This is a genomic window from Microcoleus sp. Pol10D4, assembly GCF_036701555.1.
Taxonomy (GTDB): domain Bacteria; phylum Cyanobacteriota; class Cyanobacteriia; order Cyanobacteriales; family Microcoleaceae; genus Microcoleus.
In genome coordinates this window covers 23,215-43,182 of the sequence record NZ_JAUBRA010000043.1, presented here as the reverse complement: position 1 = coordinate 43,182, position 19,968 = coordinate 23,215, and the positions used below count along the sequence as shown (strand labels likewise).

General features: G+C 44.9%; 10 protein-coding genes. 9 read left to right on the top strand and 1 reads right to left on the bottom strand.

All coding sequences use genetic code 11. From position 1 onward, the window contains the following. Positions 1 to 66: 66 nt before the first annotated feature. Positions 67 to 1,200, bottom strand: a complete 1,134-nt coding sequence (locus QUA36_RS20160; RefSeq protein WP_333458868.1) for a succinylglutamate desuccinylase/aspartoacylase domain-containing protein — start codon at positions 1,198 to 1,200, stop codon at positions 67 to 69. A 231-nt stretch (positions 1,201 to 1,431) separates the two neighbouring features. On the opposite strand from QUA36_RS20160, the gene QUA36_RS20155 reads away from it, so the two are divergent. The 9 genes from QUA36_RS20155 to QUA36_RS20115 all read left to right on the top strand — a co-directional run bounded on the left by QUA36_RS20155 (position 1,432) and on the right by QUA36_RS20115 (position 19,754). After that, entirely contained in the window at positions 1,432 to 4,170 is a 2,739-nt protein-coding gene (locus QUA36_RS20155) for a DEAD/DEAH box helicase (RefSeq protein WP_333161363.1), read from the top strand. A 342-nt stretch (positions 4,171 to 4,512) separates the two neighbouring features. Beyond that, positions 4,513 to 7,281 (top strand): family 10 glycosylhydrolase, encoded by a 2,769-nt coding sequence (locus QUA36_RS20150; RefSeq protein WP_333458858.1) that lies wholly within the window; start codon positions 4,513 to 4,515, stop codon positions 7,279 to 7,281. Between the two features lie 450 nt (positions 7,282 to 7,731). Further along, entirely contained in the window at positions 7,732 to 11,676 is a 3,945-nt protein-coding gene (locus QUA36_RS20145; protein ID WP_333458857.1) for a PAS domain S-box protein, read from the top strand. A 7-nt stretch (positions 11,677 to 11,683) separates the two neighbouring features. Then, positions 11,684 to 13,108 carry a response regulator gene (locus tag QUA36_RS20140; protein ID WP_333458856.1) on the top strand — a complete coding sequence of 475 codons (1,425 nt, stop codon included), beginning with the start codon at positions 11,684 to 11,686 and terminating at the stop codon, positions 13,106 to 13,108. A 209-nt stretch (positions 13,109 to 13,317) separates the two neighbouring features. Next, positions 13,318 to 13,710, top strand: a complete 393-nt coding sequence (locus QUA36_RS20135) for a response regulator (RefSeq protein WP_333161371.1) — start codon at positions 13,318 to 13,320, stop codon at positions 13,708 to 13,710. Further along, positions 13,707 to 16,277, top strand: coding sequence for a response regulator (locus QUA36_RS20130; RefSeq protein WP_333458855.1), 2,571 nt, complete (start codon positions 13,707 to 13,709; stop codon positions 16,275 to 16,277). Before QUA36_RS20135 ends, QUA36_RS20130 begins: the two co-directional genes overlap by 4 nt. Next, positions 16,252 to 17,910 carry an adenylate/guanylate cyclase domain-containing protein gene (locus tag QUA36_RS20125; protein ID WP_333161375.1) on the top strand — a complete coding sequence of 553 codons (1,659 nt, stop codon included), beginning with the start codon at positions 16,252 to 16,254 and terminating at the stop codon, positions 17,908 to 17,910. The genes QUA36_RS20130 and QUA36_RS20125 overlap by 26 nt, the downstream gene beginning before the upstream one ends. Positions 17,911 to 17,978: 68 nt before the next feature. Next, positions 17,979 to 18,494 (top strand): DUF1499 domain-containing protein, encoded by a 516-nt coding sequence (locus QUA36_RS20120; RefSeq protein ID WP_333458854.1) that lies wholly within the window; start codon positions 17,979 to 17,981, stop codon positions 18,492 to 18,494. Between the two features lie 396 nt (positions 18,495 to 18,890). Then, complete coding sequence (locus QUA36_RS20115; RefSeq protein ID WP_333458853.1) at positions 18,891 to 19,754, top strand: DUF2382 domain-containing protein; 864 nt, start codon at positions 18,891 to 18,893, stop codon at positions 19,752 to 19,754. Positions 19,755 to 19,968 lie beyond the last annotated feature (214 nt).

Here is a 19,968-nt window from a genome sequence, read left to right as displayed (position 1 = left end):
ATGGTTCGACTAGCAATAGGTTTTCAGAAACCCGGTTTCTTCAATAAACCGGGTTTCTTGGTATTCTCAATCGGCCATCACCGACAACACATACTCTCCTTGATTTACTGACTGATTTGTGGAAACATCAAAAATGAAAACATCTGACTCAGCACAAACATCCACTGAACTCGGAAATTCCCCATTCTTATTAAAGCTGAGAATTTGATAAAGCCGATCGCCCTTTTTGACATAACTCCCCAATTGCACTCGATTTTGAATCATCCCGCCCGCCGGCGCGTAGTATTTGAACACCAAATTCTTGGGGGTGAAAATAACTTGATGATTCGCTGTTTCCGGGAGAGGAAATCTATCTATTTTCAATAAACCCTTACTTGCTAAGTAATTTTTGATGCCCCGCAAGCCATTCGCCACCGACTCGGTATTCATTTCCATCCCCGAACCTAATTCTAAAGTCCAAGCTTCCACGTCAAATTTGAGTGTACTTCCCAACTCGGCCAAAATCTTCTCCAAAGCTAGCCAAGGCTTGAGAAACGCCTCGTCAAAAGCATCGCCATCGTACTCGTTCATCAAGATTGCCCGATCGAGCAAAAAAGCTTTTGCACTCTCCTCGCGGGAATTAAAACAGTAAAGGTAATCTAAACTTTGATTCGTAGAACTGTGCAAATCCAGCACATAGTCAGCATCCAAACACAAAGATTGTAGCTGATATCGGTAAAGTTCGCTGTAAGGGCGGCAACTAGGAGCGTTAATTTTTGCCAACTCTTTCGCAAAACTCAAAGCAATCGCTTTTCTGTAATTAACTTTGACAGTATCGGCATCGAGATGGATGTGAGACTTAGCAAAACCCAGAATATCTTCCCCTTGTTTTTCAAAATCCCAGAAAATCCGGTTCCAATTTACCCCATCATAAAGATTGTAGCGACCAGGGGAAAAATGGTGCGATCGCTGACTGACACCCACAGGATTACAAACAGGAACTAGCAAAATTTCCCCGCTTAACTGGCTGCTGTCCAAAGACATTAAAAACTCAATTAATTGGTGAATCACAGCATTACCGCTAATCTCAGCGCCGTGCAGGTTAGATTGCAGATAAGCTTTTTTGCCGGGAATCGCACCTTGGAACTGATAGACTTGCAGTGAAAGCCGATCGCCCGAAGCAAGCTGCACCACAGGAATAATCGAAATAACAGGAATCATAGAGAAGGAAACTTGGGGAATTGGGCATGGGGCATGGGGCATGGGGCATTGGGCATTGGTAACTGGTAATTGTTACTAATGACTAATGACTAATGACTAATGACTAATGACTAATGACTAATGACTTCATAGCCGATTTGCGGGCGTTGGTCTAAAATCAATACAGTCCTCTGCTGACTTGCTTTCAGCAAGATTTAAGCATACTTACCCTGCAACCTTATAATAATTCTTGTGCCAGACACTGCCCAGAACCGCCCAGAGCTGGATCTGAAGACCATATTTCCATTCGAGCTAGATAACTTTCAGAGAGAGGCGATCGCCGCCCTCGATGCAGGTAAATCCGTTGTTGTGTGCGCTCCCACAGGCTCTGGGAAAACATTAATCGGGGAATACGCCATCCATCAAGCACTCTCCAGGAAGCGGCGCGTCTTCTACACAACTCCCCTCAAAGCTCTGTCTAACCAAAAGCTGCGCGACTTCCGCAGTCAATTTGGAGACGACAACGTAGGTTTGCTGACGGGCGACATCTCCGTCAATCGAGATGCGCCCATTTTGGTGATGACTACCGAAATATTTCGGAATATGCTCTACGGTACGCCGATCGGAGCAGTCGGTACTTCCCTCACCGGAGTCGAAACCGTGGTGCTCGACGAGTGTCACTACATGAACGATCGCCAGCGCGGTACCGTTTGGGAAGAATCGATCATCTACTGTTCGAGCGAAATTCAACTTCTCGCCCTCTCAGCAACCGTTGCCAATAGCGACCAACTCACAGACTGGATTAACAAAGTCCACGGGCCCACAGAGCTCGTCTACTCAGACTTTCGGCCAGTACCCCTGCAATTCCACTTCGCCAACCAAAAAGGGATATTTCCCCTGCTAGACGAGACCGGCAAAAGAGCGAATGTCCGGTTAGTCCCCAAAAAGAAGGGGCAAAAAGTAGAAAGAGGCAGCATCCCCACTCCGAGTTTGACCGATGTTTTGGCGCGGTTGGACGATCGAGATATGCTACCAGCAATTTACTTCATCTTCAGCCGTCGCGGGTGCGACCAAGCAGTCGCAGAAGTCGGCAATTTCTCCCTGGTTAACGAAGCCGAAACAGCCGAACTCAAACGCATCATTGACGATTTTTTACAGCGAAACCCAGAAGCAGAACGCTTCGGTCAAAAAGAAGCACTTTTAAAAGGCATCGCGGCCCACCACGCAGGCATTTTGCCCGCTTGGAAAGGTTTAGTAGAAGAACTCTTTGGCAGAGGTTTGATTAAAGTCGTATTTGCCACCGAAACCCTAGCAGCCGGGATTAATATGCCCGCTCGCACCACAGTTATTTCCACCCTGTCCAAGCGCACGGACAAGGGACACCGACTGCTAAACGCTTCAGAATTCCTGCAAATGGCCGGTCGGGCGGGTCGGCGGGGCATGGACAAGCTGGGGCACGTGGTCGCAGTTCAGACGCGCTTTGAAGGCGCAAAAGAAGCCTCGTATTTGGCAACAGCCAAAGCCGACCCCCTCGCCAGTCAGTTTACTCCGAGCTACGGCATGGTGCTGAATTTGCTGCAAACACACACTCTCGATGAAGCTCAAGAGTTGGTAGAGCGGAGTTTCGGTCAATACCTGTCTACCTTGTACTTGCAGCCGCAGCAAGAAGAATTAGACCGATTGCAAACAGAATTGGCGGTGCTGGAAAAGTCCCTGGCGGCAGGAGGAAATGTCTCCACCCTGGAAAAAGAGCTCGCCCATTACGAAAAATTGCAGGGAAGACTCAAAGAAGACAAACGTTTGCTGAAAACTTTATTGCAGCAAGCTGAAGAAGCCAGATTTAAGGAAATGTCAGTAGCTGTGGCTTTTGCAGTGCTCGGCACGGTTCTGAGTCTCAAAGGTAAGCACGTTCCGACAGCTAAACGATCGCACACAAATCCTGTACCCGCCGTACTGGTTGCCAAAATCGCAGGTTCCGGCCAAGCACCAAATTTGGTGTGCTTGGGCAAAGATAACCGTTGGTATGTCGTCGCCATTAGCGATGTCGCTAGCCTGCACGCCGAATTACCCCGCTTGAGCGTTGCAGATACCTTGAACCCGCCGTCGGAAATGCCCCTGAGACTGGGCCAGTGCCGCTTGGGAACTGAAGAAACTGCTTCAATTGCTGCATCGATCCCACAATTGCCGACACCGGAACCGAGCCCAGAGGCGATCGAGCAACAGCGGAAAATCGCAGCCGTAGAAGCTAAGCTAGAAACTCACCCGGTTTTAGAATGGGGCAATCCCGGTACTTTGCTCAAACGCCAGCGCCGCCGGGAAGAATTGAAAAAAGAAATCCGCAAAAGCGAAGAAGACTTAGAAAAGCAGAGAGCTCGCTACTGGGAGGAATTTCTCAACTTAATCGACATCCTGCTGAATTTCGGCTGCTTGGAAAGAGTAGTTTCGGCAAATGTAAAGCGAGATGACTCCTCCGGCAGGTTGGTACCCACAATCTTGGGCCAAGCTTGCGCCGCCATTCGCGGCGATAACGAACTGTGGCTGGGTTTGTCCCTGATGTCTGCAGAGTTTGACGAACTCGACCCCCACCACCTCGCTGCTGCTTGCGCGGCCTTAGTTACAGAAGTTTCTCGGCCCGACAGTTGGACTCACTACTCGCTGTCGCCAGAAGTTTTGGCACCTTTGGACAATCTGCAAAAAGGCTTGCGCCGCCGATTGTTTCAAGTGCAGCGCAAGCACGATTCTGCAATCCCGATTTGGCTGGAACGGGATTTAGTGACTTTAGTCGAGCAGTGGGCTCTAGGCGTTGAATGGCTGGAACTGATTAGCCATACGAGTTTGGATGAAGGGGATGTGGTGCGGATTTTGCGCCGGACTTTGGATTTCTTGTCTCAGATTCCTCATGTTCCTCATGTTTCCGATTCTTTGCGGAGGAATGCTTGTCGGGCGATGCAGTTAATCGATAGATTCCCGGTGAATGAAGCTGCAACTTAGAAAATTGTTGGCTGTTGACTGTTGGCTGTTGGCATCTAAATTGTATTTTTGGTTTTTCAACCCAAATGCACCCAGGTTTGTAATCTAAAATCGTTTCCGGTGGCATCGGTATTGTTCAAATGCCAAAATGTCCAAACAGTCAACTGTCAACTGTCATGAGGAATAGATCCAAAATCTAAAATCCAAAATCCAAAATCTAAAATCCAAAATCTAAAATCGATCGATCGCACTTTTTCCTGATTCAGGTTGCAGGGCAGGATAGACAATTGTATGGTGCGGATCGCTCGCTCTTAATTGTTATTAAATTTTTCTTTAGCGGTGTGGTGAGTAATTCTCATATTTATGCAACAAATCAATAAGCCTGATCAACTGCCGGATGCCTGCTCCCAGGCTAAAAAATTGCGCTTTTTCACTTTCTTGCAAAGAGTCTTAATTGGAACTCTAGCGAGTACATTACTCAATCTCTTCATCCTATTTCCCTCTCCGAGTTTCGCAGAAGTAGTTCTGGGCGTTGTTCGCAGTTCCGAGAATTCTCCCGACTGGGTAAAGATTACCACGCGCCTCTGGGAAAGCGGCATTGCTTACAAACCAATCAATCTCGAAGAAATCAAAAGTACGGCGGATTTAACAGGCGTTAACGTGCTGTTTTTGCCCAACATTGAAACTTTGACTCCGGCACAAATTAAAGTTTTAGAAGCTTGGGCCTCCCAGGGTGGCCGCTTGATTGCTTCGGGCCCCGTCGGCCGCAGTTCCCCGGCCTTGGTGCGTCAATCTTTGCGATCGCTCCTTGGGGCCTATTGGGCTTTTCCGTTAACCCAACTGGCAACCCCGCAACCGCGCAGCCGCTGTCGGGATCTGGCTTGCACTACTTCTAGCAGTTGGATGCCCCCAGAACAAAAAAATGCCTCAGTCCAAGGCGGTGTCTTGATTCCGGCTGATGCGAACAGTCAAACTATTGCTACTTGGAAAGATAGTTCAGGTTCCTCCGCAGCCATCGCCACCGATCGCGCTACCTATCTCGGCTGGCGCTGGGGTAGCGACGGTTCGGCAAATTTAGATAAGGCTTGGCTGCAAGCCTCGATCGCCCGCTGGGGAGGCACAATTGCTTCTGGGCCTGTAGCGCCGCCCACTGCTGCCGCGACCCCGCTACCAAATCCCCCCTCCAGAGTCACTAGAAACACCCCTAGTTCACCGCGCAGTACCCCACTGAGCCGAGTTTCTCCATCTGGATCGCTTCCCGATTCAGTTCCTGCAACTTTTACGGACCCTTCGGATCAGTCGGCGCCACCGGGTTTGGACGTGCAGCCAAATTCCAATAAGCCGATCGTCAGCATTGAAGCGTACTTGATGCGCCAAGAACTCACTAACCTCCTCGGCCGGTTTGAAAGCGCCCTAACAGCATCTAATTCAGCCAATACCGCCATCAATCTCAATGTTGCTAGCTCCCCTCAACTGGTGGCGGCAGAACAGGGCGGAGGCGGCCCGGCAGCCAGCCGCCCCCCTGTTCTGCAAGCGATCAGGGGACGGGCGATCGCCCAAGCGCGGCAGGTTTTGCAAACTTTCGACCAACTCCTGCAAGAGAAAAACTACGCGGAGGCGAGATCGCAGTGGGTGGAAGCGCGGCAGTTGCTGTGGGAAAATTACCCGAAGGAAGGACAGCGCGTTGGGGCGGAAATTCGCGCGGTTTGGCTCGATCGCGGGACGATCGTCGCAGCGCGATCAGAACAGGGTTTGGCCGCAGTGTTCGATCGACTCGCCGCCGCCGGTATCAATACTGTTTTCTTTGAAACATTGAATGCCGGATATACGATTTATCCCAGTCAAGTTGCACCGCAACAAAATCCCCTGACTGTTGGCTGGGACCCGCTAGCATCTGCGGTTAAATTAGCCCACGAGCGAGGCATAGAACTGCACGCTTGGGTCTGGGTTTTTGCCACAGGAAATAAGCGCCACAATACTTTAATTGGCCAGCCTAGTTCTTATCCCGGCCCAGTGCTTTCCGCTCATCCACAGTGGGCAAATATTGACAATAAAGGACGCACGCAAAATCCTAACGATGGTAAATTTTATCTAGATCCAGCGAACCCGGAAGCGCGGAATTATTTGCTGCGAATCGTCAGCGAAATTGCCAATAACTACAAAGTAGATGGGGTACAGTTAGACTATATTCGCTATCCTTTTCAAGATGATAATGCGAATTTTACTTACGGTTACGGTATTGCGGGGAGGCAGCAATTTAAGCAGTTGACTGGTGCAGACCCGGTGAATATTTCCCCTAGGAACGGCAGTTTGTGGCGGCAGTGGGTTGAGTTTAAAACTAATCAAATTAATAGTTTTGTAGCTGAAGTTTCTCAGCTTTTGCGACAGAATTATCCGCGCACAATTCTTTCGGTGGCAGTGTTTCCGCACCCGGAAAGTCAGCGGATTTACAAAATCCAGCAAAATTGGGAAGTTTGGGCTCGTCAAGGCATTGTAGATTTGATTGTGCCGATGACTTATGCTTTGGATACGAACCGACTTCAGCGCATCACCGAACCGCTGGTAAATGAACAAATTCTGGGTTCGGCTTTGATTTCTCCGGCGGTTAAGTTGTTGACTCTCCCGGAAGTTGTGGCGATCGACCAAATTCAAGCTTTGCGCGATTTGCCGACAGGGGGCTATGCTATTTTTGCGGTGGAAAGTATCAGCAGCGGGATGCAGGGGTTTTTTAACCGCACTCAAGGCACGCCAGTGCGTTCCACTTCTGCTGCGGAGCCGATTCCTTACCGACAGCCGTTTGCGGCGGCGGCTTCGCGGTATACTGCTCTCAAGCAGGAATGGAGTTTTTTGTTGGCTAACAATCAGTTGCGGGTGTCGGAATCTGAACTGAAAGTTTTGCAAAGTCGGGCGGATGAATTGGCGCAAGCTTTGAGCAAGTTGGCGGCAAATCCTTCTAGAGAAAGTTTAGCAACTGCTAAAAGATTGTTGGGGAGTTTTCAATCTCAATTTCAATCTTCGATGCGCTTGCATTCTGCCGAAAATAGCTATCAGGTGCAAACTTGGCAAAATCGTTTGGAGAGTTTGGATATGCTTTTACGTTACGGCGAAAGGATGGAGTTGAATCGCAGGTAAATACAGATTTTTTGGGTGTGTGCTTGTTAGCTACTGTTTGTTCAAACTGAGATGTTGCACCATTCTCAATAACCCTTCCCTGGGCGGGCAGGATGCCCACGCCACAATAAAATGTACTTGTTGTGGAACAGGGATCTTGCCTGTTCCACAATAAAATTCATCTCTTGTGGAACAGGCCGAAAAGCCTGTTCCTAAATAAGTAATTGAGAATGGTGCAATAGATCAGATGATTTCGACTTAGGTCGATCGCGCCCAATGATCTGTATCAATAGTTACGAAAAAACTCTGAGTAGAAATACGCTATTTTGATATGAATTGATCGACGGTACTGTCGTCAGTAAACTACAGCATAAGGAGAAAAGGAAGGGAAAAGGGAACATAATTTACACTTAAAACTCCCAACAATTACCAATGCCCAATTCCCAATGCCCAATTCCTCTGAGGATGAATATGTTTCCTAAACCACTCAATCGTTTGGCTACAAAAATTATCGGCAAAGCTCCATTACAAACGGTGCTAGTGGTTCCTTTTTTAGTGCAAATTGTCGGCATCGTAGGAGTTGTAGGTTGGCTGTCGTTCCAAAACGGTCAGCGGGCGGTCAACGATGTTGCCGCTCAGTTGCGGGGAGAAATTAGCGATCGCATCAAAGACCGCATGGAACATTATATGTCAATTCCCCACATTGTCAATCACCTGAACGTTCAAGGCATAAAATTGGGGCAGTTGAACCTAGAAAACCAGCAAAAACTAGAACATCATTTCCTAGAACAAATTCAATATTTTGATTCTATCAGCATCATTTACACAGGCAAAGAAAATGGAGAACATTCGGGAGCAATCCGCACTAAGGAGGGGATTTTGATATCGGCTGCTGACAGCTCTACTGGCAATAAATTAGCTCGATATACTGCGGACTCGCAGGGGAACCGCGTTCAATTAGTGCAAATTTCAGCCAATATTTACGACCCGCGAACTCGTCCTTGGTACATAGCTGCGGCTGCGGGAAAAAAACCTATTTGGACTCCTATTTATACAGATTTTTTGACTAGGGAACTGGCAATTACTGCTGCTTTGCCTATCTACGACGATGCTGGCAAATTGTTAGGAGTAGCTGGCAGCGATTTGCTGTTTTCCCGCATCAAAGAATTTCTGGTTAGCCTCAAAATTGGCAAATCAGGACAAACTTTTGTCATGGAGCGATCGGGGATGTTAATTGCCACTTCAACGGCGAGTCCAGAATTCCTGGTGGAAGGTAAAGAAACAAGGCGCATTAAAGCTTCACAAAGCGAGAATCCGGTAATTCGCCAAACTGCACAGCATCTAGATAAATCCTACAATAGCTTAGCTAAAATCACTAATTCTCAACAACTTACTTTTGATGTTGATGGCAAGCGAAATTTTGTTCAGGTAGCTCCTTTTAAAGACGATCGAGGGTTGGATTGGCTGATTGTAGTAGTTGTACCCGAGTCTGACTTTATGGAGCAAATTAACCTCAACACGCGCACGACTTTTTTACTGTCGATTGCAGCCTTGATGGGGGCGACAATTCTGGGGATTCTTACTGCTAAATGGGTAGTTCAGCCTATTTTAAAATTGAATGCTGCGGCTAAAGCTTTGGCGCGGAATGAATGGGATACAAAGCTCACTCTGAATCGCGAAGATGAACTCGGAGAACTTGCCACTGCTTTTAACAGCATGGCCGAGCAATTGCAGCATTCATTTACTTCTCTCTCGGAAAGTGAAAACAGAGTAAAACAATTTTTCAATGCAGTACCACTAGGGATTTTTATTGCAGAAACCAACGGTCAACCTTACTACATTAACCCTACCGGAGAGCAACTTTTATCTCAAGGAATTGTACCAGCCGATTCCGAAAGTTTACGTCAATCCTACCGAGTTTATTTAGCGGGCACTCAGGAAATTTACCCGGCGGATCGCGACCCAATTTTAAATGCTTTGCAGGGTAAAAGTGTAACTGTTGATGACATTGAAATCTCATCGACTGACAAAACTGTTCCCTTACAAGTTTGGGGAACTCCTATTTATGACGCTCAAGGAAATATTATCTACGGGATGTGCGCTTTTCAAGATATTACAGAACGCAAACTAGCCGAGAAAGTATTAAAGGAATACAACGACAATTTAGCAGCGCAAGTTGCAGAACGTACCGCCGATCTTGCCAAGGCAAAAGAAAAGTTTTCTAAAGCTTTCCGTTTAAGTCCTAATGCGATTACCCTGACTAGAATTAGCGATGGCCGCCACATAGAAGCCAATGAGAGCTTTTGTCGGATGATGGGGTACAGTCACGAAGAAATTATTGGAAAAACAGCAGTAGAACTTAATTTTTGGGCTAGTTTGGGAGAGCGCGATCGCATGATTAAAATGTTAAAAAATAAGACGGCTCTTCACAATTATGAGCTGAGGTTTCGCAATAAAAAGGGTACAGAAAGAACGGCACTGCTGTCGATAGAAACCATCGATATTGACGGAGAAGCTTGTTTTTTGTCGATTTCTAGCGATATTACTGAGCGGCAAAAAGCAGAAACTGCACTCCGGGAAGCAGAAGAGAAGTACCGCAATATTTATGAAAATGCTTTGAATGGAATTTTTCAAACTGCTATTGACGGGAAATATATCAGCGCTAACCCCGCTTTAGCTAACATCTACGGTTACGACTCGCCTGCAGAATTAATGGCAGTACAGCCGAATTTCAATAATCAGCTTTACGTGAAATCCAACCGCCACGACGAATTTGCAGCGCTGATGAACGAGTACGGGATACTATCAAACTTTGAATCGGAAATTTACCGCAAAGATGGCAGCATAATCTGGATTTCGGAAAATTGTCGCGCTGTCTGCGATGAAGCAGGAACTCTACTTTACTACGAAGGTTTTATTAAAGACATTACTGATAATAAACAAGCGGAAATTAAAATGCAGCAGGCAAAAGAAGCGGCCGAAGCAGCAAACAAAGCGAAGAGTACCTTTCTCGCCAACATGAGCCACGAATTGCGATCGCCCCTGAACGCGGTCATCGGTTTTGCTCAAGTCATGATTCGCAGTAAAACGTTGTCTCAGGAAAATCAAGAAGATGTCGGAATTATCCTGCGGAGTGGCGAACATTTACTGGCTTTAATTAACCAAGTTTTAGACTTGTCAAAAATCGAAGCCGGACGCACGACTATTAATTCAAAAAGCTTCGATTTGCACCAACTAATCGACGATTTAGAAGATATGTTTGCTCTCAAAGCTGAGCAGAAAAATTTGCAATTAATCTTCGACAGAGACGCAGAAGTTCCCCATTACATTTGTACTGATGAAGTTAAATTGCGACAAGTTTTAATTAATTTGCTCAATAATGCAATTAAATTTACTTCAGAAGGGGGAGTGTCGGTGCAAGTCAAAGGAAGAAGGCGGAATCTACATAAAAACAGCACTGACCAATTGCCCGGTCGCTACTGGCTGCATTTTGAAGTTCAAGATACTGGTGCAGGCATTGCTGCTGAGGAACTCCATCAGTTATTTGAAGCATTCGTGCAGACGAAGACAGGTAAAGATTCTCAGGAAGGAACTGGTTTAGGTTTAGCTATTAGTCGCCAGTTTGTGCAATTAATGGGAGGTGAAATTACTGTTAGCAGCGAGATCGGAAAGGGGGCAGTATTTCAGTTTGACATCCAAGTTCATCTGGTTGAAGCTAGTGATATTGAAAGCAAAAAAAGTCAACGCCGAGTTGTTGCCCTCGAACCGAATCAGCCGAGTTATCGCTTGCTAATTGTGGACGACAAACCTTTGAACCGCCAACTGTTAGTAAAACTTCTCAGCCCACTCGGATTTGAGTTGAGAGAAGCGAATAACGGTAAAGAAGCGGTTGATATTTTTATGGAGTGGGAACCGCATCTGATTTGGATGGACATGAGAATGCCTGTCATGGACGGCTATGAGGCAACGAAACAGATTAAAACTACAACTGGCGGGCAAGCAACGGCGATTGTGGCCCTAACTGCTAGCGTTTTGGAGGAAGAACGGGCGGTGATTCTTTCGGCGGGTTGTGATGATTTTATGCGGAAACCGTTTCGAGAGGAGGATATCTTTGTGGCAATGGGAAAACATTTAGGAGTACGCTATATTTATGAAGATCCAACCGCAGTAAGTGCCGCAGGTTTAGAGGAGTCAAGTCAGGAGGTGCTGACACCGGAGGCTTTCACCTCTCTTTCTCCAGACTGGATGGCCCAATTCAAGCAAAGTATTTTGAGTGTAGACATGGAGGCGATCGCAACTTCGATCGCACAAATCTACACTGTCAATCCCTCTCTTGCGGGCAAGCTTCAAGATTGTATTAATAATTTTGAATATGACAGAATTTTGAACATAATCGAACTCAGCGAGAAACAGTAAATACCCGATGACTTCAACTTCACCTAAAACCAATCGAGCTAATATTTTAGTAGTAGACGATACGCCAGAAAACCTGCGGCTGCTGGTCGGAATTTTGAGCGAAAAAGGCTATCAAGTTCGCCCCGTACCCAATGGCAAGCTAGCATTGTCTGCAGCTCAAAAAATACCCCCGGATCTAGTGCTGCTGGATATTATGATGCCGGAAATGGACGGCTATCAAGTTTGCCAGCAACTCAAAGCTTCTGAATTTACCAAAGACATTCCTGTTATTTTTATTAGTGCGATCAATGACGTGCTGGATAAAGTTAAAGCTTTTGCAGTTGGCGGAGTTGACTTTATTACTAAACCGTTTCAGGTTGAAGAAGTTTTGGCCCGGATAGAAACTCATTTGAAAATTTGTTCACTGCAACAAACTTTGCAAGAAAAAAATCAAGATTTAGCAACGGCGCTCTACCAACTGCAAACCACTCAAGAGCATTTGATTCAATCTGAAAAAATGGCAGCTCTGGGACAACTGATCGCCGGTATTGCTCACGAAATCAATACCCCCCTGGGCATTATAGGTTCTTCTATTAATAATATAGCTAATTTTTCCAACGAGTTTTTAGAAAAGTTTCCTGAAATTTATCAACAACTTTCTGAGGAAAGCAAAGCTTATTTTTTAGCTTTATTGTACAGAGCCACCCATCAAAAAGTTTTATTCACAAGCAGAGAGAAACGCAAGTTTAAGCACCAGTTGACGGCGGATTTGATGGCACAATCTGTTGAAAATTCTGAGGAAATTGCGGATACTTTAGTTGACATGGAAATTTACGAACAAATAGAAGAGCTATGGCCGCTTTTTAAATCGCCAGATTGGGAAGTAGTTTTAAATAGTGCTTACCAGTTTGCGAGCTTTAAAAAAAGTATTAGCCTGATCCAACGAGCAACAGCGAAGTCTGGGAAAGTAGTATTTGCCTTAAAAACCTACGCTCATTTTGATAGCCAACCAGAAAAAGTCCCGGCGAACTTACACGATGGCATTGAAACGGTGTTAACTCTTTATCAAAATCAACTGAAACACGGTATAGAAATAGTAAAAAATTATGGAGATTTACCCCAAATTATGTGCTATCCCGATGACTTAAATCAAGTTTGGACGAATCTCCTTCATAATGCCCTGCAAGCAATGGATTATAAAGGTAGTTTGACGATTGAAACTCGGCAGCAAGAGGCAAAGATTTTTCTCAAGTTTACTGATAACGGTAAAGGTATTCCCTCAGAAATTATTCCTAAAATTTTTCAGCCCTTTTTTACGACTAAATCTGCGGGCGAAGGTAGCGGTTTGGGATTGGATATTGTGAGAAAAATTGTGGAAAAGCACGAAGGCACAATTGCTGTAGATTCTGTACCGGGGCAGACAACTTTTACCGTCTCGCTGCCAATTTATTAAACACAACTTACCTGCAGGGGGCTGATTCCCGGTGACACTCGTCGCTGTCTCTCTGACAAATACAAGATTTATTACAAGAAACTGGGTTTATCTTCGGAAGTCCTATTAAAATAAGATAGGAACAGATATCCTGCATCCTTGCCCGAAATCAATAACGTAAAAGCAACTCATGTCGGTAAACCTACTAAAATTTAAGCAGAGAGGAAAAGATGAATAAGCCTGTAATTCTTTGCGTTGATGATGAGCCTGATATCTTGAATACTCTCAAGATTCAGCTCAAAAAGGAATTTAAAAATGATTACTTTTATGAATTAGCTGAAAGTGGTGAGGAAGCTTTAGATTTATTGGAGGACTTTCAAGAAAAAGCTCAGGTGATTGTGGTTGTTTCTGATTGGCTGATGCCGGGAATTAAAGGTGACGAACTTTTAATTAAAGTTCACCAAAAATATCCTAAAATTATTAAAGTGATGTTGACTGGACAAGCCGATGCAGCGGCTGTTCAGCGGGCAGTAGAAGAAGCAGATTTATACTGTTGCTTGTACAAACCCTGGCAAAGCAAAGACTTAATAGAGACTATAAAATCTGGGCTGGCTAAGTTATGAAAAAACCTGTGATTGTTTGTATTGATGATGAACCTGACGTTTTGAATAGTTTAAAGATTGAACTGAAAAAGGCGATCGGCGATCGGTGTATAATTGAAACCGCTGAAGGGGGGGCTGATGCTTTAGATTTGCTGGCCGATTTGCAGGCAGATGAATATGAGATTGCTTTGGTGCTTTCCGATTATATCATGCCGGATATTAAAGGGGATGAACTGCTCAGAAGAATTCACGAAAGCTCGCCGGAGACGCTGACCATTATGCTAACGGGGCAAGCCGATTTGGAAGCCCTGAGTAATGCTATCAAGTATGCTAAATTGTACCGTTATATTCCTAAACCTTGGCAAAATGAAGATTTAAAATTAACGGTAGTAGAAGCAGTTCACAGTTATTTGCAAGATCAAAAGTTAACTGATGAAATTCATAAGCGCCAAGAAGTAAACGAGGAGTTAAAGCTAGTAAATGAGGCGCTGTCTGCGAGTGAAAGCCGCCTGAGTCAATTTTTAGAAGCTTTGCCAGTGGGGGTATCTGTTTATCATCCCGATGGCTCGATCGCCTATTTCAACCAGGCAGCGCGGGATTTGCTGGGTGCAGACACGATCCCGGAAAGCACTGCGGAACAATTAGCTGCCACTTATCAACTTTATGTTGCCAATACTGATGAGTTGTACCCGCCGGATAATCTGCCAATTTTGCGGGCACTGAAAGGAGAATCTGTTAAGGTTGACGATGTAGAAATCCGTCAAAATGGCAAAAAAATTGCGATCGAGATCAATACCACGCCGATTTTTGACGCTAGCGGAAATATTGTTTATGCGATCGCAGCTTTTCAAGATATTAGCGATCGCAAACAAGCCGAAAAAATACTAGCAGAATACCACCACACCTTAGAAGCCCAAATTGACGAACGCACAGAACAACTGCAACAAGCCGCCTTAGCTGCTGAAGCAGCAAACAAAGCTAAAAGCACGTTTATTGCCAATATGAGCCACGAGTTACGCACCCCTCTCAATTCTATACTCGGCTTTGCACAAATCATGGAACCCAGCCCGGATCTGACGGTCGAAAACCGAGAAAATATGAGAATTATTCGCCGTAGTGGCGAACACTTGCTGGCGTTGATCAATGAAGTCTTAGACTTGTCAAAAATCGAAGCGGGGCGGATGACACTCAACCCAAAAAACTTCGATCTCTACCGCTTGCTTGACGATTTGCAAGATATGTTTCAACTGCGAGTACATAATCAAGAATTGCAGTTGCATTTCCAGCGCGATGCTGACGTTCCTCAGTACGTGCGAACCGATGATATTAAACTGCGGCAAGTGCTGATTAATCTTCTGAGTAATGCGATTAAGTTTACCCAAACAGGCGAAATTATCTTAAGAGCTATAAAGTTAGAAAAATCGGCATTTTTGGATTTATTGGATAGTCCGAAAGCTTGCTTTGATACCACAAGAAGTATTCGGGATTTTTCGAGAACTAGCAGTGATTTTGCCAATGTTGAATGCAGCCATGATGTTGATGATTTAACTATGCCGGGTTTGTTCCTTGTATTTGAAATTGAAGATACAGGAGTTGGCATTGCTCCCGAAGAATTGGGCAATATTTTTAAGGCGTTTGTCCAAACAGCTTCCGGTCAAAAACATCAGAAAGGCACGGGTTTAGGATTGAAGATCAGCCGTCAATTTGTCCGCCTGATGGGAGGAGAAATTGTCGTAGAAAGTCAACTGGAACTCGGTACCACTTTTAAATTTGAAATTCCAGTCGGTGCGGTTTATCCTGCTGAGCTTCCAGATCCGGAAATTAACCGCGAAGTTAGTGGGTTGGAACCCAATCAACCGTGCTATCGGATTTTAATTGTGGACGATCGCGAAGACAACCGCCAACTTTTAGTCAAAATGCTTTCTCCTTTGGGTTTCGGGGTGGAACAAGCCACCAACGGCCAGGAAGCAATAGAAATGTGGGAAAACTGGCATCCGCACTTAATTTTGATGGATGTGCGAATGCCAGTAATGGACGGCTACGAAGCTACTAAACAAATTAAGGCTAGAATCAAGCAGAGAGAGCAAGAGCAGCAAGGAAAGGGGGAAAAGAATATGTCCCATCCCGACTCCCCGATTCCAAAGATTATTGCTTTGACAGCTAGTACAATTGAAGGGAGGCAAGCGTTTGCTTTATTGGTCGGCTGCGACGATTTTATTAGCAAACCTTTCCGCAAAACAGATATATTTGATACCATCACCAAACATTTGGGCGTGAAGTATCTCTACTCTAACTCAACGGACTTTATCTCAATAGGCGATCGAAATAATTTATCTGGCTCCCTCCCTAATGCTGCCCTAGCTTATTTATCTACACTTCCCGCAGAATGGATAGACAACATGAAGCAGGTAATCCGCAGTGCTGATTTTGACTTAATTGTCAGGACAATCGACGAAATAAGGGAGCCTCATCCTGAATTGGCGGAAATCCTCCAGGGTCATCTCGATAATTTTGATTACCAGAAAATTCTCAATGTAATTGCCGAGGCAGAGGAATCAGATAATGCAGATGAAGGCGGAACAAACTGAAAACTATCAAGCAGATATTTTAGTAGTTGACGATACGCCAGACAATCTGCGTTTGTTGATTAGAATTTTGCAAAAGAATGGCTATAAAGTTCGACCAGTTACTAATGGTTTTTCCGCGTTAGAGGCAATTCAATCTAGCGCACCAGATTTGATTTTACTCGATATTATGATGCCGGATATTGACGGGTACGAACTATGTAAAAGATTAAAAGCACAGTCACAATTTAGGGAAATTCCCATCATTTTTCTTAGTGCGCTAGAAGAAGGAATAAATAAAGCCAAAGCTTTTGAAGTGGGCGGAGCGGATTATATAACCAAACCTTTTCAGGTAAAAGAAGTATTGGCGCGAGTGAGCAATCAACTTACTGTGCGTTCATTGCAAATGCAATTGCAAGAGAAAAATCAAAAATTGACCGTTCAAAATCTCCAGTTGCACCAGGAGATAGCTGAACGCCATCAGGTGGAAATGGAAACAAGATTGCTGCTGCAGGCAACTCAAGCTATTAGCAAATCTGAGGATTTTGAGTCGGCTATAGATGTGATTTTAGGTTTAATTTGCAAAACTATTGAATGGAATCTGGGCGAAGCTTGGATTCCTTGCAGTGAGGGGTTTTTAAAATGCGCTACCGGCAGGTACGTCAGTGACTCTAGTTTTGCCCAATTCCGACAAACAAGTTGGCAGTTGATTTTTGCTCCCGGTGTCGGACTCCCAGGTAGGATTTGGCAGTCGCAGCAGTCTGAATGGATAGATGATGTTTCTACTGCACCGGAACAAGTTTTCTTACGAGCGGAAATTGCGGTAAGTGTGGGCTTAAAAGCTGCTTTTGGAGTGCCAATTTTGGCGGATAATCAAGTGTTAGCTATTTTGATTTTTTATCGCGAAAAAGTTCTTAAATGTCAGCCTCGCTTGTTGGAATTAGTGAGCGCAGTTGCTACGCAGCTAGGTTCGTTGATTCAGCGGAAACAAGCTGAAGCAGCGCTGAAAGTGCAGCAAGGACAAACTGAGAAATTGCTGCTGAATATTTTACCGAAACCTATTGCGGATCGCTTGCAAAAAGAGCAAAAGTTGATAGCGGATCATTTTGATGAGGTGAGCGTCTTGTTTGCTGATTTGGTGGGTTTTACAGAGTTTTCGGCTCACAAAAGTCCGACGCAGTTGGTAGAAATTTTGAACGGAATTTTCTCGGAGTTCGATAGGTTGTCTGAATTGCACGGGTTGGAAAAGATTAAGACGATTGGGGATGCTTACATGGTGGTTGGGGGTTTGCCGACAGCGCGGGAAGATCACTCCTCGGCGATCGCACTTTTAGCTTTGGAGATGCAGGCAGCTTTGAGGAGGTTTAATGCCAAAATGGGAGAAAATTTTCAATTGCGACTCGGAATTCACAGCGGTTCGGTAGTGGCTGGAATTATTGGGATTAGTAAATTTAGCTATGATTTGTGGGGGGATACTGTTAATGTTGCTTCACGCATGGAGTCTAACGGATTGCCTGGTAAAATTCAAGTAACGGCGGCGACTTACGAGCTTTTGAAAGAGCAGTTTGTTTTGGAAGAACGGGGTCATATCCCGATTAAAGGTAAAGGAAAAATGCTGACTTACTGGTTAATTGAAGAACAAAAGAAATCTTTTTAATATTTTTATGTAAATTTCAATTAATATGAAACGTAGACCGCATTTATACTTTCAGGAGGGCTAATCCTTTGCAAACAGTTGAAACAAAATCGCCGACAGTATGGAAAAAAGTCCTGGTTATTTTAATATCACTGCTAGCAGTAGCGGTACTGTCGATCGCTAGTTTTATCGCTATACCCGGAGAAAAAACAATGTTTGCTGGAACCAGACCTGCCAATATCGGAATTCAGTCAGGAAAACTCGCAGCGTGCCCGAGTTCCCCCAACTGCGTCAGCAGCTTCAGTCAAGATGCCGAACACAAAATTGAGCCTTTGGTATACACTTCGTCCCAGAGTGAAGCGATGGCAAAGCTCAAAGGGGCGATCGAGTCGTTGAAAAAAACTAAAATTATCACTGCAACTGATAATTACCTCTATGCGGAGTTTACCAGTGCTTTGATGGGGTTTGTTGATGACGTTGAATTTTTGGTAGATGATGAAGCAAAAGTCATCCATGTGCGATCGGCTTCGCGTCTGGGACAGTCGGATTTGGGAGTTAACCGCAGTCGGATAGAAGCTATCAGAACTCAATTCAATCAACTCTGAACTTAAAATTTCTAGCTTTCCTGAAGCCCCTCTCCTACAAGATGAGGGGCTTTAATATTTGTTTATTACTATGTAATGTTGATTTTTCACCACCTAGTTAACAATTATTAACAGTAGGTACAGCGCAAAGGAAAAGGAGTGTCCTGCAAGGGGAGTAGGACACGGCATTGCTGTGTCCCTACGGTTGGCTTTGAGTTTTAATACTTGTTATAAGATTGACGATTGTAGAGTTTTACAATCTTTAAAATAGCTGAGCGCGCTAGCACAGAAGAAGAGATGGCGTAGTATTCCTATAGTATTAAACACCCTAAATTATACACTTCTGACTTTAGGGAGAGGGAACTGAACGAATTAATTTCTACTATTAATGTAAGTAGAGCAAAGAGGAAAAAACACATGGCACTTCAAAAATTAGCAGACTTTTATCCGAATTATCAGGAAGAAATCTTTGCTGGAGACGACATCAAGGGATTTGATGTTTATGCTGGCGACTCTGATGAAAAAGTAGGCACGGTTTATGACGCTTTGGTTGATGACACTGGTCGTTTCCGCTATCTGGTAATTGATACCGGTATTTGGATTTTTGGCAAAAAAGTATTGTTGCCAATCGGTTCTGCTCGCTTCGATTATGGATCTCATCGGGTATACGCAACAGGCCTTCGCAACAAAGCTCAAGCAGAACAATTGCCGGCTTACAATGATTTAGAACCAGTAGATTACGATCGCGAAGAACAAGTAAGAGGCGTTTACCGCAATCAAGGAACTGCCGCTGCCCGCACTGCAACTCCTGCTAGCTACGATCGCGGCAGCTACAACTACGATATGGATCGCCCCCTTTACGAAACCAACGAACAGCAGCACCAAAATCTCAAGCTTTATGAAGAACGCTTGATTGCCAACAAACACCGCGCAAAAACAGGCGAAGTAGCAGTTGGCAAGCGCGTGGAAACTGAAACAGCGCGAGCTTCAGTACCCATTGAAAAAGAACGAGTCGTAATCGATCGAGTAACCCCGGTAGAAGCGGGTCGAGTAGTTTCAGTCGGTGAGGCTGACTTCCAATCAGGGGAAGTTGCACGCATGGAAGTCTACGAAGAAACTGCCGACATTCACAAGGAAGCTTTCGTCCGGGAAGAAGTCAACGTCAGAAAAGAAGTTGTTCGCAGCACGGTTGAAGGCGAAGAAACCTTGCGTCGTGAAGAATTAGACGTTAAGACTGATGGAACTGCGGTTGTAGATAATAATAGAAATAAAAAAATCTAAACCAACCGCAACAGCTATTGCATAGGAATTGCGCCTTAATGACATAATTCTGTCGCCGCGCAGGTTTGATTGGATTGGTAGCGATCGTGCAATTCCTATGTGAGCGGCGGGGGGGGTACAAAACTTGTCTAGTTTTGGCAACGTTTATGAACTTTCCCCGCCTTTACCAATTTCCCCTTACCAATTCATAATAAAAATCCCTAAGCAGGAAAGT